This window comes from Nocardiopsis dassonvillei subsp. dassonvillei DSM 43111, assembly GCF_000092985.1.
Lineage (GTDB): Bacteria > Actinomycetota > Actinomycetes > Streptosporangiales > Streptosporangiaceae > Nocardiopsis > Nocardiopsis dassonvillei.
Window position 1 is genome coordinate 573,379 of the sequence record NC_014210.1, and the last position, 20,285, is coordinate 593,663.

17 protein-coding genes and 2 tRNA genes are annotated in these 20,285 nt (G+C 71.1%); 18 read left to right on the forward strand and 1 reads right to left on the reverse strand.

Annotation, left to right across the window (positions count from 1 at the left end; genetic code table 11):
- Window positions 1-60: 60 nt before the first annotated feature.
- From NDAS_RS02415 to NDAS_RS02445, 7 genes are all read left to right on the forward strand, one after another.
- Window positions 61-1,980, forward strand: a complete 1,920-nt coding sequence (locus NDAS_RS02415; protein WP_013151530.1) for a BTAD domain-containing putative transcriptional regulator — start codon at window positions 61-63, stop codon at window positions 1,978-1,980.
- Between the two features lie 160 nt (window positions 1,981-2,140).
- Window positions 2,141-2,326 carry a hypothetical protein gene (locus NDAS_RS02420; RefSeq protein WP_013151531.1) on the forward strand — a complete coding sequence of 62 codons (186 nt, stop codon included), beginning with the start codon at window positions 2,141-2,143 and terminating at the stop codon, window positions 2,324-2,326.
- A 137-nt stretch (window positions 2,327-2,463) separates the two neighbouring features.
- Window positions 2,464-2,537: transfer RNA gene (locus NDAS_RS02425), tRNA-Lys, on the forward strand.
- A 195-nt stretch (window positions 2,538-2,732) separates the two neighbouring features.
- Window positions 2,733-2,806 (forward strand) — tRNA-Lys (locus NDAS_RS02430).
- Window positions 2,807-3,264: 458 nt separating this feature from the next.
- The gene (locus NDAS_RS02435; protein ID WP_013151532.1) at window positions 3,265-3,756 is read left to right on the forward strand and encodes a septum formation family protein; all 492 of its coding nucleotides are present in this window, start codon (window positions 3,265-3,267) and stop codon (window positions 3,754-3,756) included.
- Between the two features lie 243 nt (window positions 3,757-3,999).
- Window positions 4,000-4,620 (forward strand): septum formation family protein, encoded by a 621-nt coding sequence (locus tag NDAS_RS02440; RefSeq protein WP_013151533.1) that lies wholly within the window; start codon window positions 4,000-4,002, stop codon window positions 4,618-4,620.
- A 212-nt stretch (window positions 4,621-4,832) separates the two neighbouring features.
- Window positions 4,833-5,429: a septum formation family protein gene (locus tag NDAS_RS02445; RefSeq protein ID WP_013151534.1), complete on the forward strand. Its 597-nt coding sequence runs from the start codon at window positions 4,833-4,835 to the stop codon at window positions 5,427-5,429.
- A gap of 193 nt (window positions 5,430-5,622) precedes the next feature.
- Here NDAS_RS02445 and NDAS_RS02450 read toward each other — a convergent pair whose 3' ends face one another.
- Entirely contained in the window at window positions 5,623-7,242 is a 1,620-nt protein-coding gene (locus tag NDAS_RS02450) for an alpha/beta fold hydrolase (RefSeq protein ID WP_013151535.1), read from the reverse strand.
- A gap of 321 nt (window positions 7,243-7,563) precedes the next feature.
- Here NDAS_RS02450 and NDAS_RS02455 point away from each other — a divergent pair, with 321 nt between their 5' ends.
- The 11 genes from NDAS_RS02455 (at window position 7,564) to NDAS_RS02505 (ending at window position 20,253) form a co-directional block, all read left to right on the forward strand.
- Entirely contained in the window at window positions 7,564-8,655 is a 1,092-nt protein-coding gene (locus NDAS_RS02455) for an ABC transporter permease (protein WP_013151536.1), read from the forward strand.
- Between the two features lie 13 nt (window positions 8,656-8,668).
- The gene (locus tag NDAS_RS02460; RefSeq protein WP_013151537.1) at window positions 8,669-9,544 is read left to right on the forward strand and encodes an ABC transporter permease; all 876 of its coding nucleotides are present in this window, start codon (window positions 8,669-8,671) and stop codon (window positions 9,542-9,544) included.
- A gap of 3 nt (window positions 9,545-9,547) precedes the next feature.
- A complete protein-coding gene (locus NDAS_RS02465) occupies window positions 9,548-10,609 on the forward strand; it encodes an ABC transporter ATP-binding protein (RefSeq protein ID WP_013151538.1) in 1,062 nt (353 codons plus the stop codon).
- Window positions 10,602-11,651, forward strand: a complete 1,050-nt coding sequence (locus tag NDAS_RS02470; protein WP_013151539.1) for an ABC transporter ATP-binding protein — start codon at window positions 10,602-10,604, stop codon at window positions 11,649-11,651. Before NDAS_RS02465 ends, NDAS_RS02470 begins: the two co-directional genes overlap by 8 nt.
- Window positions 11,652-11,655: 4 nt before the next feature.
- A complete protein-coding gene (locus NDAS_RS02475; protein ID WP_013151540.1) occupies window positions 11,656-11,844 on the forward strand; it encodes a hypothetical protein in 189 nt (62 codons plus the stop codon).
- A 22-nt stretch (window positions 11,845-11,866) separates the two neighbouring features.
- Window positions 11,867-13,645, forward strand: a complete 1,779-nt coding sequence (locus tag NDAS_RS02480; protein ID WP_013151541.1) for an ABC transporter substrate-binding protein — start codon at window positions 11,867-11,869, stop codon at window positions 13,643-13,645.
- A gap of 750 nt (window positions 13,646-14,395) precedes the next feature.
- Complete coding sequence (gene ccrA / locus NDAS_RS02485; RefSeq protein WP_013151542.1) at window positions 14,396-15,640, forward strand: crotonyl-CoA carboxylase/reductase; 1,245 nt, start codon at window positions 14,396-14,398, stop codon at window positions 15,638-15,640.
- A 614-nt stretch (window positions 15,641-16,254) separates the two neighbouring features.
- Window positions 16,255-18,753, forward strand: coding sequence for an ATP-binding protein (locus NDAS_RS02490; RefSeq protein ID WP_013151543.1), 2,499 nt, complete (start codon window positions 16,255-16,257; stop codon window positions 18,751-18,753).
- Window positions 18,754-18,850: 97 nt separating this feature from the next.
- On the forward strand, window positions 18,851-19,276 hold the full coding sequence (locus NDAS_RS02495) for a roadblock/LC7 domain-containing protein (RefSeq protein WP_013151544.1): 426 nt from the start codon (window positions 18,851-18,853) through the stop codon (window positions 19,274-19,276).
- 37 nt (window positions 19,277-19,313) lie between these two features.
- Window positions 19,314-19,673, forward strand: coding sequence for a DUF742 domain-containing protein (locus NDAS_RS02500; protein ID WP_013151545.1), 360 nt, complete (start codon window positions 19,314-19,316; stop codon window positions 19,671-19,673).
- A 22-nt stretch (window positions 19,674-19,695) separates the two neighbouring features.
- Window positions 19,696-20,253: a GTP-binding protein gene (locus NDAS_RS02505; RefSeq protein WP_041552253.1), complete on the forward strand. Its 558-nt coding sequence runs from the start codon at window positions 19,696-19,698 to the stop codon at window positions 20,251-20,253.
- Window positions 20,254-20,285 lie beyond the last annotated feature (32 nt).

Consider the following 20,285-nt stretch of genomic DNA (forward strand, 5'->3'; position numbering starts at 1 on the left):
GGAGCCAGGGGCGTCGGGGTTCACCCGCTCGCACGCGCGCCCCGCGAGGGGGAGGGTGCTGTGTCGCTGAGCGACCCGGCGAGGCGGTGGCACGACACGGCCGGACAGGCCCGGCAGGGCGCGTCCGGGCACACCGCCCGCGGGCTGCGCGTCGGACTGCTCGGGCAGTTCGGCGTCGAGATGGACGGGGCCCCGCTGCGCCTGCGCGGGGACAAGCGCCGTGCCCTGCTGGCCACGCTCCTGCTCAACACCGGGCGCACCGTCCCCACCGCGCACCTCATCGAACGCGTCTGGGGGAGCCCGGCCTCCCCGTCCGCGCGCAGCGCCCTCCAGGTCCACGTGACCCGCGTGCGCGCGGTCCTGGACCAGCACTGCGGCACCCCGCTCATCACGGGCGGCGACGGCGGCTACCGGGTCGACCTCGCCGAGGACCAGTGCGACCTGCTGCGCTTTCGCTCCCTGGTCCGCCGCGCCGACGGGGGCGCCGACCCCTCCGACCGCGCCGACCTGCTCATCAGCGCCCTGCGCCTGTGGCGTGGCCCGGTCCTGGCCGACATCGTCAGCCCCGTCCTGCACGAGCGCGACATCCCGCCCCTGAACGAGGAGCTCCTGCGGGCCGCCGAGGAGGGGTTCGGCGCCGCCCTGGCCCGGGGCGACCACGAGCGGGTGGCCGACCAGATCGGCCCCATCGCCACCGACCACCCCGAGCGCGAACCCCTCATCCGCGTCCAGATGACCGCCCTCTACCGCTGCGGGCGCCCCAGCGAGGCCCTGCGCGTGTACGCCCGCACCCGCGACGCGCTGGCCGAGCACCTGGGCGCGGACCCGGGCCGCGAACTCCAGGAGACCTTCCACGGCATCCTGCGCGGCGACCTCGACCGCGCCCCGGGCACCAGCGTCCCGCGCCAGCGCGCCTCCGTCGAGGAGGGCGCCGGGGTCCGGCCCCTCTCCGCGGACACCGGACCGAACACCGGGTCAGCCGACGCGCCGGGCACCGAACCGGAGGCGGGATCCCACGCCGGACCCGGGCCGGGCGCCGATCCCGACGTCCCGGCGGGGGCGGAGGAACGCGACGACCGCGGCGACGGTCCGGTCCACGCGCCCGCCCCGGTGTCGGCCGCCCTCGCCCCGGCGGAGCTGCCCGCCGCGCCCTCCGCGCTGCTGGGTCGCGAGGAGGCCCTGGCCGAACTGGACCGGCTGGTGGACCCCTCCAGCACCGCCCCCGGCAGCGCGCTGGTGCGCGGCCCCGCGGGCGCCGGGGCCAGCGCCCTCGCCCTGAGCTGGGCCCGCGCGGCCGCGCCGCACTTCCCCGACGGACAGCTCTACGTCGACCTCCGCGGCGGCGACGGCAGCCCCCGAGACCCGGTCGAGGTGCTGCGCCGTCTGGTGCGCTCCCTGTCCACCGGCACCCGCGGCACCGAGGCCATGGACGCCGACGAGGCCGCCGCGCGGGTCCGGACGCTGTTGGCGCACCGGCGCGTCCTGCTGGTCCTGGACAACGCGGCCTCCGTGCGCCAGGTGCGCCCCCTGCTCCCCGGCGGCACCGGGTGCGCGGCGCTCGTCACCAGCCGCTACTGGCTGACCGACCTGCTGGTGCGCGACGGTCTGCGCGCCCTGCCCGTGGGGCCGCTCCCCCCGGACGCCGCGGTGGACCTGTTGCGCCCGCGGGAGGGGCGGGACCGGCGCGCCGAGTCGGTGCTGCGCCGCCTCGCCCAGGTCCTGGGACACCTGCCCCTGGCGCTGCGCATGGCGGCGGTCTGGCTCGACGACACCCGCCCGGACCGGTCCGCCGCGGAGCTGGTGCGCCGACTGGAGGGGGCGGACCCGGCACGCGGGAGCACGCCCACGGCCCGGATGGCCGCCGTGCTGCGTGCCGGGCCCCGGGAGGGACGGCACGGCCGCGGGGAAGTACCGGCCGAGCCCCGTCCTCCCGACACCAGTGTCGAACGGGGATCTTACGTTCGGCTTTCACCCAGGTGAGAAAGCGGCCGCCCCCGGGGGGGACGCGGAGTGTGCGCCGCGTCGCCCAGCGCGGTGTCCGCAGGTGCGCGGCGGGGGATGGCCAAGAGCGTGTAGCGAAAAGGATGAGATATACCCACGGGGGTCCTCATCACTCCCATGAGTCGCTAGGGTCAACCTCATGACAGAGAACAACGATCCCAACATGGACCCGGCGGGAACCACGCAGCACTTCCGCCGCTTCGTCGACGAGAACCCGAGCACCGAGGAGCCCGCGCGCCGCCCGGTCATGCCGATCGTGCTGGCCGTCGTCGGCGCGGTCCTGCTCATCGCCGTGATCGTCGCGCTGTTCCTGGCCTTCGCCTAGGCACTTCGAGGCAGGGGACCGAGGGGAGGACCGCCACTCCCGCCGGTTCGTAACCGGTTCGCGGCCCTCCTGCGGTCCTGCTAGAGTTAACGACGTCGCCAGGGGAGGCCCGCAGGGCCGGTACCATGGCATGACAGGCGCCATTAGCTCAGTTGGTCAGAGCAGCTGACTCTTAATCAGCGGGTCCGGGGTTCGAGTCCCTGATGGCGCACAGACAACGGCCCCGGGTCGAAGGCACCGCCTTCCGCCCGGGGCCTTCGTGTTGCCCGCCCGCGCCGCCACCGGCGCGGGGGAGGCGGCCGCGGTGGTGTGCCCCACATCGTGCGGTTCGCGGCGCGGGGCACTCCGTCGGTCGGGTAGAGTTGTCCCTGTCGCCGCGGCCGGAAGGCAGGGCGATGAACAACAGGCGTCATTAGCTCAGTTGGTCAGAGCAGCTGACTCTTAATCAGCGGGTCCGGGGTTCGAGTCCCTGATGACGCACCCGAGGCGAGGGCCCCGGCCGGAAACGGCCGGGGCCCTCGCTTTCTCTGTGGGGACGCCCTGTACGGGAACACTGTGCGGCGACACCCTGCCGCGTCCTCACGCTTTCCGCGCGCCTCCCCGAAGGCGTTCACCCCCCGCGCCCCGCCGGAAGCTCTCCGCCGCCCCTTCCGGAAACCGCTCCCGGAACCCGCGTGCGCGCGGACCGCCCTCCGTGCCCGCCCGGACGAGGACGCGGCTCCGGAAAACGTCATAGGTCTGTGATGTGCTGCTTCGTGTTTGCGGCATCCCATAGGGGTGAAGCGGGGGAGAGGCCGTGGAAGCACACCGTGACGGTCCACTGCCATTCCGTCGTTTTCGCAGATGAAATTGACATAAACCCCCAGGTAGTGAATTGTTACCTTCTCGCCGCTTCTCTCAGGTCGGCGAGCCCCATGCATAACTTTCGGAGTATCCCCATGTCGAATTTCTCCCCCCTCCTGCGTACCGCCGGCGTCTCGGTGCTCGCCGCGGGCAGTGTGTTCGCCCTCAGCGGCTGCGGCGCCCTCATGTCCTTCATGGGCGCCGGCAACGTGATGGAGCTCAACGTCGGCGACTGCTTCGTCGAGGAGCAGATGAACACCGCTCTCGCCAGCGGCGAGGTCAGCAACATCCCGCTGGTGGACTGCGCCGAGGAGCACGACTCGGAGTTCTTCTTCGCCTACGACATGACCGAGGCCGAGTACCCCGGCGAGGACGCGACGCTGACCCAGGCCGAGGAGCTCTGCACCGGCGAGGAGTTCACCAACTTCATCGGCGTCCCCTACTCCGAGTCGGAGATCTACGCCGGTCACCTCTACCCCACCCAGGAGTCCTGGGACCAGTTCAACGACCGCGAGATCATCTGCTACGCGACCACCTCCACCTCGGGCGAGATGGTCACCGGTACCCTCTCGGGCGCCAACCGCTGAGCGTCCCCCGGACAGCGCAGGCCCTGCCCCGCCTTCGCCCCCCCGGCCGCACGAGCGGCCCTTCCCCCCTCCCCATCCCCCTCCCACCTGCGGCGACGAACGCCGCGCGGTGTTCGGAGCCCTCGGTCCGGCGAGTCCGGACCCGGGATGACGACGTCCGCGAGCCCCGTGCACCCGGACAGGTGGCGCCGATCCCCTCCCCCCGCGTCGGCATCAGTACCCAACGACCCAGTGGAGTTCCCCATGCTGTCCGCAACGCACCGCCCGCTCTTCGGCCGTGTCGTCCTGGGAACCCTGGCCGTCGGCGCCACCCTGGTGGCCACGACGGCCTGCGGTTCGCTTCCCCTGCTGCCCCCCGCCCTCCAGGGCGGAGGGGAGACCGTCTCTCCCGCGCCCCGGGAGACCGTGGAGCCGACCGAGTCCACGGAGACCGCCGAGCCGGTGGAGACCGAGACCACCGAGCCCGTCGCCCCGGGAGACGGTGACGTGTTCTCCCTGGAGGTGGGCGACTGCTTCATCGAGGAGGAGATGAACACCGCGCTGTTCAGCGACGGGATCAGCGAGGTCCCGCTGGTGGACTGCTCCCAGGAGCACGACTCGGAGTTCTTCCACTCCCACCAGATGACCGACGCCGAGTACCCCGGCGAGGACGCGACGATGACCGAGGCCGAGGAGGTCTGCACCGGCGAGGAGTTCACCAGCTTCGTCGGTGTCGAGTACGCCTACTCGGAGATCTACGCGGGCCACCTCTACCCGACCCAGCAGAGCTGGGACATGCTCGGCGACCGCGAGATCATCTGCTACGTGACCACCTCCAACACGGGCGAGATGGTCACCGGCACCCTTGAGGGCGCCAACCGCTGAGGGCCGGGACCGCGGGGCCCTGTCCCCACCCCGCTCCTCCCTCCCGCCGCTCCCCCCTGAGGCGGCGCGCGTCACGCGGTGCCCCGGGAGGTAACAGAACCTGACACATCCGGACCTGGGACGAAACCTTCTCCACGTCCCCGGCATCTGGGTATGTGTCGCCGATTCCGTCCCCCGTCGGCATCAGTACCGAACGATCCAGTGGAGTCCCCATGCTGTCCGAAACGCGCCGTCCCCTGTTCAGCCGTGTCGTCCTGGGAACCCTGGCCGTCGGCGCCACCCTGGTGGCCACGACGGCCTGCGGTTCGCTTCCCCTGCTGCCCCCCGCCCTCCAGGGCGGAGGGGGGACCGTCGCCCCCGAGCCCACGGACGCCGCGGCGCCGACCGCGTCCGAGGAGACCACCGAGCCCGTCTCTCCCGGGACCGTCGACGTGTTCTCCCTGGAGGTGGGCGACTGCTTCATCGAGTCCGAGATGGAGACCGCGCTGTTCAGCGACGGGATCAGCGAGGTCCCGCTGGTGGACTGCTCCCAGGAGCACGACTCGGAGTTCTTCTACTCCCACCAGATGACCGACGCCGAGTACCCCGGCGACTCGACGGTCCAGACCGAGGCCGACGAGATCTGCACCGGTCAGAACTTCACCGACTTCATCGGCGTCGACTACCTCGACTCGGAGATCTACGCCTACTACCTCACCCCGACCCAGGACAGCTGGGACCAGGCCAACGACCGCGAGATCATCTGCTACGCGACCACCGCCAACATCGGTGAGATGGTCACCGGTACCCTCGCGGGCGCCAACCGCTGAGCAGCGGGGACCGCGGGGCCCTGTCCCCACCCCGCTTCCCCTCCCGTCGTCCCCGTGGACGGGTGACCCCCGGCACGCGGAGCCCCGAGAGTCCGATTCGTCCGATCCTGGGATGAAAAATCCTCCGTGGCCGCGGTGAGAACGGCCCGCGCCGCCCCTCGAGGGGCGGCGCGGGCCGCCGTCGTCTCCGGGGTCAGATCCCCAGACCGCTCGGGCCGGTCCGGTCGCGCAGTGCCACGAGGTCCTCGGCCTCCACCTCGATCTCCCCGTCCACCTCCGCCGGGGGCAGGCCCTGGCAGGTGAGGTCCTCGGGCCGGGCCCCGTCCACCAGGTAGGCGTCCACCGCGTCGGCCACGCAGTCCAGGCCGCCGGGGAGGTAGAAGCCGTGCCCGCCGTCACCGGCGACGGTGATCAGGGAGCTGTCCAGCCGGTCGGCCATGGCCGGGCCGCCCTCGTAGGCGGTGTTGGCGTCGAACTCACCGGCGATGACCAGTGCCTCGGGGTAGCCCTCCCGCTCCAGCTCGACCGGGGGCTCGGGCCGGTCGAGGCCGTTGAAGGTGCACGGGTGGGGAACCGCCCAGTAGGCGCCGCTGCCGTAGGGGTGCTCCTCCCGGTACTCCCGGGCGTCCGCGTGGTAGGTGCTGATCCGCTCGGGCCACTCGGCCTCGCACAGCACCGCCGTCTGCAGGTCGATGGTGGCCGTGCCGTACTCCTCCTCGGCCAGAGCGCCCGCCTGGGCGGCGATGGGCTGGGGCAGGGGCTGATCGTGCACGATGTACCCCAGGATCTCCGAGACCACGTCCCACCGGTCCTGGAAGCGCGAGTACATGCCCACCTCCATGTGGAACAGGTGGTTGTCGTAGAGCACGCCGGGCGCGACCTCGAGCGGTTCCTCCCGCAGCCGCTCGGCGGTCGCCTCGAAGGTCGCGTAGACCTCCTCCCGGGTCGAACCGAAGCCGAAGACGTCGTCGTACCCCGCCACCCACGCCGTGTAGCGGTCCATGTTCTCGCTGTAGGCCGGCGCCTGCATCATGAAGACGTCGCGCCAGACGCCGTCGGGGTGCACCGACGAGTCCAGCACGCTGCGGTCCAGCCGCTCGGGGAACAGGCTCCCGTAGACCGCGCCCAGGTAGGTGCCGTAGGAGTAGCCCAGGTAGTTGGTCTTCTCCTCACCCAGGGCGGCCCGGATGACGTCCATGTCGCGGGCGGTGTTGGCGGTGGTCATGTGCGGGCGGACGTCGCCCTCGGCCTGCTCGCAGGCGCGCTGGTAGCGGATCGCGGACCGGGTGGCCTCGGAGATCTCCTCGTCCGTGGGACTCGGGTACACGGGCGGCGGCTCCGAGTCGCAGTCCAGCCTGGGAGAGGACCCGCCGGTGCCGCGGGGGTCCATGCCGATGACGTCGTACACCTCGGCGACCCGCAGGCCGCCGACGAGTCCGGTGCCCGTCTGCGGGTCCAGCGGCAGGGGCATGCTCCGCCCGTGCCCGCCCGGACCCCCGGGGTTGGTGAGCAGGATGCCGCGCCGCTGTTCGGGGTCGGCGGCACGGGCCCGGCTGATGGCCACGGTGACGCGCTCGCCTCCGGGGTCGGAGTAGTCGAGCGGGACCACGACGTCGGCGCACTCCAGTCCCTGGAGCACCTCCTCGGTACAGGGAGCCCAGGCCAGTTCCTGGTCGTGGAACTCGGCGAGCGCGGTGTCGTCGGCGGGGGAGTCCAGGGGATCGGCCGCGGCGGGGGAGGCCGCTGCGAGGGATGCGGCCAGGGCCGTCACCAGGACGGTCGAGGCCAGTGTGGTTGCGCGTGCTGTGCGCACGGGGGTCGCCTCCGCGTCTTCGGTCCGTTCGGGGGAACGGGATCGTGTACTTCGGAGACGTAACCGTACGAACCGCCCGTGTGATGACAACACCCACAAATGTCATGAGTGTGCTCATGTGGCCGGGTTCGGCCAATCGACGCGGCAACCATATGTGACGGTTTATCGATTTTTGTTCGTTTTGTGATGTCGATCGTGTCGCTCGGAAGACGCCGTTTGGTCACGAAGGTGGTCTGGACCACACGGATCGGGTTACCGTGAACCCTCTATTAGGAAACTTTCCTAATAGAAACGGAGTCCCTGCGCCCCCGAAGGAGCCCCGTGGCCACCGAAATCGCGGCCTCCCCGCCACCGCCGCGCGCCGGAAGCGGCGCGTCGGCCCGCACCGACGAGCCCGCGCCCCCGCTGAGGCGGATCTGGCGCCACTACGCCGCCGTCAAGGTCCGCAAGGCCGTCGTCGTGGTGTTCGTCGTCGCCAACGTGACCTTCTTCCTCGGCCGCGCCATGCCCGGCGACCCGATCGACGTGATGGCCGGACGCCTCACGCAGGGCGGCATGTCGATGGAGGAGGCCCGGGTCATCGCCATGAACTCGCTGGCCTACGACCCCGACGCCCCCCTGTACCAGCAGTGGTGGGACTTCCTGGTCGGCCTGGTCACCTTCGACCTGGGCATGACCATCAACCGGCCGGGCCAGAGCGTCATGGAGGCCATCGGCGCCTACCTGCCCTGGACCCTGTTCAGCATCGGCGTCGGCACCGTCATCGCCGTCGTCCTCGGCCTGGCCCTGGGCATGGTGATGGCCTACTGGCGCAACCGCCTCCTGGACCACGTGCTCAGCGTCCTCGCCTCGGTCCTGGGCGCCGTCCCCAACTACCTCATCGCGATGGCCCTGGTCTTCGGCGGAGGCATGTACCTGGGGTGGTTCGACCCCATCGACCTGCGCGGCACGATCAGCCCCGGCGTCCAGGCGGGGTTCAACGCGGAGTTCCTCGGCGACGCCCTGTACCACGCGGCCCTGCCGATCGTCACCTACGTGCTCGCCATCATCGGCACCTGGATGCTCATCATGAAGGCCTCCACCACGGAGGTGCTCGGCGAGGACTACGTGACCGTCGCACGCGCCCGGGGGCTGCGCGACCAGCGCATCGCCGTCTCCTACGTCGGGCGCAACGCGGTCCTGCCGCTGGTCGCCCAGATCGCCATCTCCTTCGGCACCCTCGTCGGCGGCGCGATCTTCGTCGAACAGGTCCTGGTCTACAAGGGCGTCGGCGGCCTGCTCCTGGACGCCGTCAACTACCGCGACTACCCGCTCCTACAGGGGCTGCTCATCATCATCACGTCCTGCGTGGTGGTCGCCAACCTCGTCGCCGACCTCCTCTACAGCCGCCTCGACCCGCGCATCCGAACGTAGGAGCCCACCGGACATGGCCGTCACCACCACCGCAGCCCCCGGGGTCTGGGGAACGATCTGGCAGGGCCTCACCCGCAGCACCAGCGGGTTCGTCGGACTCTGCCTGGTCCTGAGCGTCCTGCTCTTCTCCTTCGTCGGGCCGCTGCTCATCGACCACCACAACCCCACGGACGTCACCGCGATCTGGGGACCGATCACCGCCGAGCACTGGCTCGGCACCAACCACCAGGGCAAGGACACCTTCACCCAGCTCGTGCTGGGCGGACGCGAACCCATCTGGGTCGGCTTCGTCGCCGCCGTGATCACCGTGGCGATCGCGGTCGTCCTCGGCGGCGTCGCCGGCTACGTGCGCGGCCGGATCGACCACTTCCTGCTCCAGCTCACCGACATCACGATGACCATCCCGTTCATCGTGCTGATGCTGGTCATCGCGTCGTTCTTCCGCACCTCCTCGCCGCTGGTGGTCTCCTTCATCATCGGCCTGGTCACCTGGCCCTACCTCATGCGCTCCATCCGAGCCCAGGTGCTCACCCTCAGGGAGCGCGAGTTCGTCGAGGCCGCCCGGCTCCAGGACCTGGGCACCGCGCGCATCCTCTTCGTCGAGGTGCTGCCCAACATGGCGGGCTACATCTTCATCAACTTCATCATCGCCATCACCAACGCGATCTACGCCGTGGTCGGCATGTACCTGCTCGGCCTGCTGCCCAGCACCGCCGACAACTGGGGCCTGATGATCCAGCAGGCCTGGAACAACAACGCCTTCCTGCTGCCCCAGGCCGCGCCCTTCCTCATCGCCCCGATGGTGATGATCATGCTCTTCCAGATCGGACTGGTCACCATGACCCGGTCCCTGGAGCAGGCCCTCAACCCACGACTCCGGGACAGGTGAGCCATGACCGACCACACCGCCGCCCCGCCGTCCGCCGAGGGCCCCCTCCTGTCGGTGAGGGGGGTCGACGTGGGCTACCGCACCGGCCGCAGGAAACAGGTCACCGCGGTACGCGACGTCTCCTTCGACCTCCACCCCGGCCAGTCCATGGCCCTGGTGGGGGAGTCCGGCTGCGGCAAGACCACCCTGGGCCTGGGCCTGCTCCGGCTGCTCCCGCGCACCGGCGTCCTCTCCGCGGGCGAGGTCCTCTTCCGCCGCAAGGACGGCCGCCTCGTCGACGTGCGCACCCTCGCCCGCGAGGACCTGCGCCGTTTCCGCTGGAACGAGGCGGCCATGGTCTTCCAGGGCGCCATGAACGCCTTCAACCCCGTGCTGCGGGTGCGCGACCACTTCCTCGACACCTTCCGCGCCCACGACCGGGGCCGCCGCACGCGCGCCGAGGTCCTCGAACGCTCCGCCGAGCTGCTGCGCATGGTCCGGCTCGACCCCGCCCGGGTGCTGGACAGCTTCCCCCACGAACTCTCCGGCGGCATGCGCCAGCGCACCCTCATCGCGCTCGCCCTGGCACTGGAGCCGCAGCTGCTCATCCTGGACGAGCCCACCACCGCCCTGGACATCCTCACCCAGCGCTCCATCGTCGAGCGCCTCGCGGAGCTGCGCGAGGAACTGCGCTTCTCGATGGTCTTCATCACCCACGACCTGGGCCTGGCCGCCGAACTCGCCGACCGCGTCGGCACCATGTACGCGGGACGGCTGATCGAGACCGGCACCACCCGCGACATCTTCCACCGCGCCCGGCACCCCTACACCTCGGCGCTGATCAACTCGGTGCCCCCGGTCACCGGCGACCTCAGGGTTCCCGAGTCGCTGCCCGGAGGCCCGCCCAGCCTCTCCGCGCTGCCCCCCGGCTGCTCCTTCGCGCCGCGCTGCAAGCACGCCGTCGAGCGGTGCGCGTCCACCCGGCCCGTGCTCGACGTGCTCACGCACCGCCCCGACGGGCTGAGCCACGCCGCGGCCTGCCTGCGTTCGAACGAACTCTCCACCGAGGGGGCCACCCGTGACTGACCGGACCGTTTCAGCGGACCCGCGGCCCGAGCCCGGTGCCGCACCCGCCGGCGACGCAGGGGACGCCCCGCCGCCGGTGCTCAGCCTGCGCGGCGCGCACCAGGTCTTCTCCACCCCGCGCGGCGACGTGCCCGCCGTGGCGGGGGTCGACCTGGACGTGCGCCCCGGACGGGTGCTGTGCCTGGTCGGGGAGTCCGGCTGCGGCAAGACCACCAGCGCCCGCATGGCCGCGGGCCTGGCCGACCCGGTCCGGGGCTCCGTGCTCTTCCGGGGCAGGGACGTCGCGGAAATGGACCGGAGCGAGCGGAGACGCTTCCGCCGCTCGGTCCAGTTCATCCACCAGGACCCCTACGCCTCGCTCAACCCCGTGCGCACCGTCTACTCGACCGTCTCCGCGGGGCTGCGCCGCCACGGCCTGGTCAAGGACAGGCACGAGGCCCGCCGGGCCACCGCCGAACTCCTGCGGCGGGTCGACCTCACCCCGGCCGAGGAGTACCTCGACAAGTACCCGCACCAGATGTCCGGCGGCCAGCGCCAGCGCGTGGCCGTGGCCCGCGCCCTGGCGATGGAACCCGAGGTGATCATCGCCGACGAGTCCACCTCGATGCTCGACGTGTCCATCCGGGTCAGCCTGCTCAACACCCTCGGCGCACTGCGCGACGACCTCGGCGTGGGCTTCCTGTTCATCACGCACGACCTGGCCGTGGCCAAGTACTTCGCCTGGGAGGGCGAGATCGCCGTCATGTACCTGGGCAGGATCGTCGAGCACGGTCCCACCCCGCGCGTGGTCAACGATCCCCGACACCCCTACACCAAGGCGCTCATCGACGCCGTCTGCGAACCGGACCCCGACCTGGCGCACGGCCGGGAACGGATCAGGCTGCGCAGCTCCGAGATCCCCGACCTGACGGACCTGCCGTCCGGGTGCGACTTCCACCCGCGCTGCCCCCTCTACGAGGAGGGCCGCTGCGACACCGTCCGGCCGCCGCTGGCCCCCGCGCACGACCGGCTGCTCGCCTGCCACGTCGTCGGCCGGGGCTGAGTCCGTGCTCGCCGTCGTCGGCCGCTTCGGACTCCTCGCCGGAGCCTTCCTCGCCCTGACCAGCGCACTCATGCTCGTCCTCACACCCCCCGGCACAGCCGAGTTCGTCATCAGCGCCCTCACCGTCGTGATCGGCCTGGTCGTGCTCTCCCTCGGTCTGCTCGCCGTCCTACTCGGAAGGAATCGCCAATGACCCCTCCCACCCCCACCCCCTGATGCGGGACCTGAGCCGCAGGCGCCTGCTCCGGACGATCGGCCTCGGCGCGGCGGGCGTCGCCGGCGCCGGAGTGCTGTCCTCCTGCGCGGGCGGCGACAACGCCGAGAGCGGCGCCACGCAGTTCACCGGCGTCTTCGACTTCGACCTGGCCGCCCAGACGCGCAACGTCGCCGTGGAGGACGGCGCGCTGCTGATGAACTCCGTGTACGCCGACCTCTTCCTGCCCGCGGGCGCGTTCTACAACTGGGAGACCCACGAGTGGGACTACCTGCTCCTGGAGAACAGCGCCTGGGAGGGCGACGACCTCGTCGTGACCCTGCGCCCGGGCCTGAAGTGGAGCGACGGCACCGACCTGACCGCCGAGGACCTGCACCAGAACTACGCCATCCGGGTCCTGGAGGCGCCCGCGTGGTCGGTGGGCTTCCCGCAGATCACCGAGTTGGAGCGGCTGGACGACCTCAGCGTCCGCGCGCGCTTCGGCAACCCCTTCCCCGGCATCGAGCTCCAGGTCGTCAAGCACCGGATCTTCTCCAAGTCGACCTACGGCGACTTCGGGGAGCGCGCGATCACGATGGTGGCCGACGGCGTCCGCCAGGGCGACGACGAGCACACCGAGTTCAACGCCGAGTTCATCGAGTTCAACCCCGAGGAGATCATCACCAGCGGGCCCTACACCTTCGACCGGGCCCAGATGTCCGACGCGCGGATCACCCTGGTGCGCGAGAGCACCGGCTACCGGGGCGAGGAGGTGAACTTCGAGGAGGTGGTCGTCCACAAGGGTGACAACCGCCAGGCCTCCCTGCTCATCCAGCAGGGCGAGGTCGACTACTCGACCCTGGCCACCTCCGCCGCCGACCAGCAGGCGTTCCGCGGCGTCGAGGGGTTCCGGTGGATCGAGCACCCCGGCTACGACGGCTGCGGACTGATGTTCAACTACGCGGCCAAGCCCGAGCTCAAGGACGTTCGGGTGCGCAAGGCGCTCAAGCACCTGCTCGACAGCGACCAGATCGGCCAGGTGGCCCGGGGCGAGGCCTACGACCGGGTGCGGTACTACTCCGGGCTGGTCGACCTCCAGACCGAGCAGATCTTCACCCCCGAGGAGCTCGCGGAGTTCGCCGCCTACGACCACGACCCGGACCGGGCCACCGAACTGCTGGAGGAGGCGGGCTGGACCAAGGAGGGCGGGGTCTGGCACACCGCCGAGGGTCAGGAGGCCAGCTACGAGATCATCGGCGTCGCGGGCTGGGGCGACTTCGAGCTGACCGCCACCCAGGTGGAGGAGGCCTGGAACGCCTTCGGTATCAAGACGACCGCGCGCAACGTGCCCGCGGACAACCCGTGGGGCATCTGGGCCGCAGGTGACTTCGAGGTGGCCGTGCGCCACTGGGGCAACCCGGAGATCCCGCAGTACTGGGGCGCCTTCCAGATGAACTTCCTGGTGGAGAACGCCCGCACCGGCGAGACCCCGGGGCAGGACTTCGACCTGAAGGTGGACAGCCCCAGCCGGGGCGAGGTGGACCTGGAGGCGCTGGTCGAGGTCGCCAAGACCGCGCAGACCGAGGAGGAGCAGACCGAGGCCCTCAAGACGATGGCGATCGTCTTCAACGAGCTGCTGCCGCGCATCCCGATCTGGACCTACAAGTACCTGGCCCCGGCCCTGGAGGGCGCGCGGGTGGAGTCCTTCCCCGAGGACCACCCCGCCGCCCAGAACCAGATCTACCGGGACAACCACATCATCCTGTCGCTGATGCAGGGCGGCCTGGAGGCTGCCGGGTAGGGGCCGACGGGACCGGGGGACCGGACCGCACCCGGGGGCGGGGCCGCACGGCCCCGCCCCCGCTGTGCGCACTCTCTCTTTTGTGCCGGAATGATGACCCTTGATGTGCATTCGCGGCTGAGGAAGGTAGTCTCCTGTGCGTCAGAAGGGTGGTGCCGCAAACACCGCCCGTTTCCTCTGCGAACGTCTCCGGAAGGGAAGCTCCGACTCCCTCTCCGGCGACGCGGAATGCGTTTTGGGCCCGCCGTCGCGGCAGTTTGACGGATGCGTTCGCGTACGTTCGAAAGCACGGGAAAAGACACTGTACTCCCAGTTCAAGGCTGTTCTCGGAAGGGTTCCGGGTGCGGCGGGGGACAGGGCGACAAAGAACGACAGGAGAGCCATGACCCCCGCTCCCCGCTGTTCCGCGCCCCGGGCGTCCCGGCCCGGAGAGGAACGCCGGAGAACCGTCGCACCCCGGTGGCGGCGCTTCCGCGCCACTGTGGACTTGGATTCGGTCAGTCCGTACACCTATTTCCGGACTTGCAGCTGCGAACGGGAAGATGCACGTGCGCCCTCCCGGACCGCGTCCCGCGCGGTCGCGCGTGCATGCGTCCGTGCCGGCCGCCGCGCGGACGCGCGTGCGCTTCCCGGGAGTGTTCCGCCGGGGGTCCGCGGACCCGTGACCCGAGGAACACGACCCGGACGAGTCGCCGTCCGGTGAGCCCGGACACCTCCTCCACACCCCCGGTCGCTGAAAGGAACCTCCCCATGCCCAAGGACCTGTACGACCTCGGCGAGGTGCCCCCGCTGGGCCACGTGCCCGCGCGCATGCACGCCTTCACCCTCCGGCGGGAGCGCTACGGCCAGCCCCGCGAGGCCTTCGCGCGCGAGGTCGTTCCCGTGCCCCGCCTCGAACCCGGGCACGTCCTCGTCTACACGATGTCCGCGGGCATCAACTACAACAACGTCTGGGCGGCCATGGGCCACCCCGTGGACGTCATCGCCATGCGCGAGAAGGTCGGGGCCGCGGAGGAGTACCACATCGGCGGCTCCGACGGCGCCGGGGTCGTCTGGGCCGTGGGCGAGGGGGTCCGCGGCGTGGAGGTCGGCGACCACGTCATCATCGCCCCGGGCCAGTGGGACGAGAGCGCCGACGACATCCGCATGGGCCGCGACCCCATCGCCTCGCAGAGCATGCGTGTCTGGGGCTACGAGAACAACTTCGGCTCCTTCGGCCAGTTCACCCTGGTGCGCGACATCCAGTGCCACCGCAAGCCAGAGAACCTGCCCTGGGACGTGGCGGGCGGCTTCCTGGTGAGCGCGGCCACCGCCTACCGCCAGCTCTTCGGGTGGGAGCCCAACGTGGTCCGCCCCGGCGACCCCGTGCTGATCTGGGGCGGGGCCGGGGGTCTGGGCACCTCGGCCATCCAGCTGGCCCGGCAGGTGGGCGGCAAGCCGGTCGCGGTGGTCTCCACCGAGGACAAGGCGCGGATGTGCCGCGAACTGGGCGCGGTCGGTGTGATCCAGCGGACCGAGTTCGACCACTGGGGGAGGGTTCCGGATGAGGGGGACACCCAGGCCTACGCCTCCTGGATGCGTGGGGTACGCGCCTTCGGCAAGCGCTTCTGGGAGGAGCTGGGGGAGCGGCGCGCGCCCCGGATCGTGTTCGAGCACACCGGCGCCGACACCCTGCCGACCTCGCTCTACCTGTGTGACAACGCCGGGATGGTGGTGCTGTGCGGCGCCACCTCGGGCTTCCAGGCCGACGTTGACCTGCGCTTCCTGTGGATGCGGCTCAAGCGCCTCCAGGGATCGCACTTCGCCTCCCCGGCACAGTGCCGTATGGTGATCGACCTCGTCGCGGGCGGCCAGCTCGACCCGTGTGTGACGAGGATCGTGGAGTTCGACGAGATCGGGGAGGCCCATCAGTTGATCCGGGACAACGCCCAGCCGCCGGGGAACATGTCCGCGCTGGTCAACGCCCGCGCGGGGCAGACCGGGCTGGACGTCTAGCCCCGGTGCGGACGGGTTGCTGACACCTGGCCGGAAACAGACACGGGTCCATAAATCTCACAAAAACATCTGGGGTCACAGCACCTCCACGAGAGTGTTCTCGCACGTCAGAGATGCTTCCCCGAGTGCTTTTCTGAGGCTTCCCCGATTCGTCTGCCAAGGCTGTCGACCTTTGTTAGTCTGGCGAACCGAACGACGGTTCTCGGTGGAAGTACAGGAATTGTGCGGGGCATGGATACTTGTCTCCGGATGGGGTGTCGCACCCGTCTGGTCCCCGCTCGGGCGGGGGCGCCCCGGCCGAGACCTTCTTCCGGCGCACGGGGCACCCGGCTGCCACGGGGGTCCCGCCCGGGATCCCGGGGCGGCCGCCTCCCCGGGCAGGGCGGTGGAGCGGCGCCGCCGCCGAGCCAGCCCCACCGACGCGAGGAGACGAGATTGTGGCAGAGGCGCCGTCGCCGCGAGACAGCCCCGCTCCGCACCCGCGCGGGGGCGGGTCGATGACGTCAGCGGAGGACGGGCAAGGAGCCAGGCGGGAGGGACGGTTCCGACGAGCCATCTCCCGTATGGTCAGAGCCCAGGAACCCCCCTCACCGGAGACCCAGCAAGGAAATCCCGTGCATCATCCCGTGCATCCGCACTCGCAGAATTCCGGCCGCGCGTCGGACCGGGACAGCGCCCAGCCCACGGGCGGGTCCGCTCCCGAGTCGGGCGCGACGGAGCGCGGCGACGCCGCGCCCCCCGCGACCGGCCCCTTCTCCGGCTCCGCCGAGAACGGGTACCGACCCGCCTCCAGGACCAGCGTCCCCAACCCCTACACGACCCGGCGGGTGAACGTCGACGACGTGGACACCGGGGCCTCCCCGGTCAACCAGTGGCGCGGCGTGGGCCTGGACGAGCCCGAGCCGCGTACCCCACCCATCACCGCCACCACGGACACCATGACTGACACCTCCTCACCGACAGAGCGCGCGGAGCGGCCCCAGGCCCCCGCGGCGCAGACGCAGGCGGCGCCCGCGGACACCACGCCGCAGCCGGCCCCGCGGCCCGAGCAGGCGGGGCGGCAGCGGGCCGAGGCCCCGCACGGGCGGACGCGGCTCCCCGAGGAGCAGGGCCGCTCGCCCCGGCCCGAACAGGCGGACTCCCACCGACAGGACCCGCCGCAGGCCGCTGACGACCACCGCCGGACCGAGCAGCCGCAGGCCGACGCGCCCCAGGCCGACGACCACCGCCAGCCGGAGCAGCCGCAGGCCGCCGCGCCCGCCCAGGGCCACCAGCAGCCTCCCCAGGCGTGGCCCGCGCCCCAGCCCTACCAGGTGCCGGGCGAGCGCCCCGCGGCCCCGCAGGTGCAGGGCCAGCACGGGTACGCCCAGCAGCCGGTCCCCGGTCCGGTCGGCCACGACCCCTACGCGGCCCCCGCGCCCTACCAGGCGCCCCCCGGCGCGCAGTACGGCCCCTACCACCCGGCCGGGCAGGAGCCCCACCACCCCTACCCGCCGCACCCGCAGGCCGCCCCGGCGCCCTACCCCGCCGCGCCGCCGCAGCACGGCGGTTACGCGCCCCAGCCGCAGGGCCAGCACCCCTACCCGGCGCAGCCCGCGCACTACCCGGCGCAGTACCCGCCCCAGCCGCTGGTCACCTACCAGAGCGCCTACCCGGCGCCCTTCCAGCCCCCCGGCTACGTCATGCACGGCCAGCCGATGTTCTACCCGGGCCAGTACAACCCCTACGGCCAGCCGGTCCAGCACATCATCGTGCTCACCGCCGGACAGCAGCCGCAGGTGATCAGCGCCGAGTCGGCCAGCACGCTCTTCGCCGAGCACGCCGAGACCCGGACCGACTCCGCCGAGCGCGAGGACCGGGCCCTGACCCGCGCGGGCTCCGGCACGGACGCGGGCAAGGAGCAGCCCGAGCGGGAAGAGGAGCGGGAGGCCCCGGCCGAGGCCGCCGCGGAGCCCGCCGAAGCGGCTCCCGAGGCCCCCGCCGAGACGCTGACCGAGCGCAGGGCGGCCCTCATGGACGCGATCGCCCCCGCCGCCGCGGCCGCCCCCGCGCCCTCCGAGGGCGGCGACAGCCTCCTCAACGAGGCCCTCGCGGGTCTGGCCATGCGCGACCTGTCGCTCGTGGACGCCCTGCTGGAGATGGTCGAGGAGCTGGAGACCGACGCCCAGGACCCCGACCTGCTCGACAAGCTCTTCCAGATCGACAACTTCGCGACCCGTATGCGGCGCAACGGGGAAAACTTCCTGGTGCTCACCGGACATGACGGCGGCGAGTCCGACGCCCACGACGAGATCGTCCCCCTGCTCGACGTGGCCCGCGCCGCCACCTCCGAGATCAAGGACTACCCCCGCGTCCGGATGGGCAAGATCCCGCAGACCTCCATCACCGGTATGGCGGCCGACGACATCAGCCACCTGCTCGCCGAACTGCTGGACAACGCCACCGCCAACTCGCCCGAGCACTCCCAGGTCGTCATCAGCGCCCAGCAGATGACCGACGGGCGCCTCATGATCGTCGTCGAGGACGAGGGCGTGGGCATCCCCGAGGGGCAGCTCGCCGAACTCAACGACCGCCTCGCCGGCGAACCCGTCCTGGACGCCGACGTGCCCCGCCACATGGGCCTGTACGTCGCCAGCCGGATCGCCAAGAAGCACGGGCTGGAAGCCAGGCTCGAACCCCGATCCTTCCGCGGGGTGAGCGCCTACGCGATCATCCCCAAGGAGCTGCTGCGCGTGGCCACGCCGCGAACCCCCGGACAGGCCCGCACCTCGACCGTCCCGGCGAGCGCCCCGCCCGCCAAGCCCGTCGCGCCCGCCCCGGCTCCCGCCCGCCCCGCCGCCAACGGCACGGGCAGGCCCTCCGCGGCGAGCGGTTCGGCGGTGACCTCCGCCGGGCTGCCCCGGCGCAGCGCCACCCCGCACGGATCGCCCCTGCGGATGATGCCCCGCCCCGGGCAGAAGCCGGACGCCGCGCCCCAGGCCCGCGAGGACACCCCGCCCAGGCTCACCGGCGAGGCCCGGGCCGAGCAGATCCGCGACGAGCTCGGCGACTTCTTCGACGGCGAGCGCGAGGCCCGCGAGGGCGGCGACGAGCCCAAGGACGACAAGAAGTGACGGTTCCCGACCCCGTCCAGGGCGCCCCTCCCGGCGTGCCCCCGCAGACACCACAGCAGCGAACACGACCCTCGGCCCAGGCAGGTAAGGCACAGCGATGACTGAATCCGTGAACGACAGTGTTGAGAACTTCTCCTGGCTCATCGACCGCTTCGTCCGTGACGTGCGCGGTGTCGAGCACGCCGTCGTGGTCTCCTCCGACGGCCTGGTCCTGACACACTCCAGCGACTTCCCCGAGGAGCACGCCGAGCAGCTCGCGGCCATCGCCAGCGGCCTGCACAGCCTCGCCGTCGGCGGCGCCAACCTCTTCCAGAGGGGCGAGTGCGAACAGCTGCTGGTCCGCTTCAACCACGGCCACCTGTTCATCATGGCGATCAGCGACGGCTCCTGCATGGCGGTGCTCACCGCCCCGGGCACCGAGCTCAAGATCGTCGGCTTCCAGATGACCAAGCTCGTGGAGAACGTCGCCCACGTGCTCACGCCGCAGCTGCGCTCGCAGCTGCGCGAGGTCATCCAGAACTGACGACGGTGCCCGTTCGGGAGGAGAGGTTGCCTCGGCTATGAGCTTCCGCAGGCGAAGGAGTAACCGTGTCCGTCCGTTCACCTTCACGGGTGGGCGGACACGGTCGCGGCATCCGCTGATGGTGCAGACCCTGGTCTCGACGTCCGAGCCCGGGCAGGAACCTCCTGGCACCCTCATGCCGGAGTCGATCAGTATCTACAAGCTGTGCCGGGAGACCCGGTCGCTGGCCGAGGTGTCGGCCGAGTTGAACATCCCCCTGGGCGTCACCCAGGTCCTGGTCAGCGACCTGGCCGAACAGGACCTCGTGTACATCCACCCGACCATCACCGGCAGCAGTCCATCGGAAAACCAGGTTCTGGAGAGGGCTCTTCGTGGTCTCGAACGACTTTTCCAGTGACAAGAGGTCGAATCGCAAGAAGATGTCGAGCAAGATCGTCATCGCCGGGGGCTTCGGCGCCGGCAAGACGACCTTGGTGCGCTCGGTGTCGGAGATTCCCCCTGTCACGACCGAGGCGATCATGACCGAGGCCAGCATCGGTCATGACGACACCTCGATCACACCCGACAAGACGACCACCACCGTCGCGATGGACTTCGGTCGCATCACCATCGACGACGAACTGGTCATGTACATGTTCGGCACACCGGGCCAGGCGCGTTTCTGGTTCATGTGGGACGATCTGGTCCGCGGCGCGGTGGGTGCCGTCGTCGTGGTCGACTGCCGGAGGCTCGCGGACTCCTTCGACGCGGTCGACTACTTCGAGACGAACAAGCGCATCCCCTACATCGTGGCGCTGAACAAGTTCGAGGGCCGCCTCGAGTACACCTCCGAGCAGGTCCGCGAGGCGCTGGAGGTCAGTCCCGAGGTGCCGATCATCGACTTCGACGCCCGGAACCGCCTGTCCGGGGGTGAGGTGCTCAAGACGCTGCTCCGGTACGCGTTGGAGCACAACCGCGCCAGCGAGCCCGTCGCCTGACGGACGGGGAGACCCCGGTCTTCCCACCGCCC

What these genes read in the sequence shown, in the direction of transcription:
- NDAS_RS02445 (WP_013151534.1), top strand. Translation starts at nt 4,833, where the DNA reads ATGCTGTCCGAAACGCGCCGTCCCCTGTTCAGCCGTGTCGTCCTGGGA.
- NDAS_RS02480 (WP_013151541.1), top strand. Translation starts at nt 11,867, where the DNA reads ATGCGGGACCTGAGCCGCAGGCGCCTGCTCCGGACGATCGGCCTCGGC.
- NDAS_RS02435 (WP_013151532.1), top strand. Translation starts at nt 3,265, where the DNA reads ATGTCGAATTTCTCCCCCCTCCTGCGTACCGCCGGCGTCTCGGTGCTC.
- ccrA (WP_013151542.1), top strand. Translation starts at nt 14,396, where the DNA reads ATGCCCAAGGACCTGTACGACCTCGGCGAGGTGCCCCCGCTGGGCCAC.
- NDAS_RS02460 (WP_013151537.1), top strand. Translation starts at nt 8,669, where the DNA reads ATGGCCGTCACCACCACCGCAGCCCCCGGGGTCTGGGGAACGATCTGG.
- NDAS_RS02465 (WP_013151538.1), top strand. Translation starts at nt 9,548, where the DNA reads ATGACCGACCACACCGCCGCCCCGCCGTCCGCCGAGGGCCCCCTCCTG.
- NDAS_RS02440 (WP_013151533.1), top strand. Translation starts at nt 4,000, where the DNA reads ATGCTGTCCGCAACGCACCGCCCGCTCTTCGGCCGTGTCGTCCTGGGA.
- NDAS_RS02495 (WP_013151544.1), top strand. Translation starts at nt 18,851, where the DNA reads ATGACTGAATCCGTGAACGACAGTGTTGAGAACTTCTCCTGGCTCATC.
- NDAS_RS02505 (WP_041552253.1), top strand. Translation starts at nt 19,696, where the DNA reads ATGTCGAGCAAGATCGTCATCGCCGGGGGCTTCGGCGCCGGCAAGACG.
- NDAS_RS02500 (WP_013151545.1), top strand. Translation starts at nt 19,314, where the DNA reads ATGAGCTTCCGCAGGCGAAGGAGTAACCGTGTCCGTCCGTTCACCTTC.
- NDAS_RS02420 (WP_013151531.1), top strand. Translation starts at nt 2,141, where the DNA reads ATGACAGAGAACAACGATCCCAACATGGACCCGGCGGGAACCACGCAG.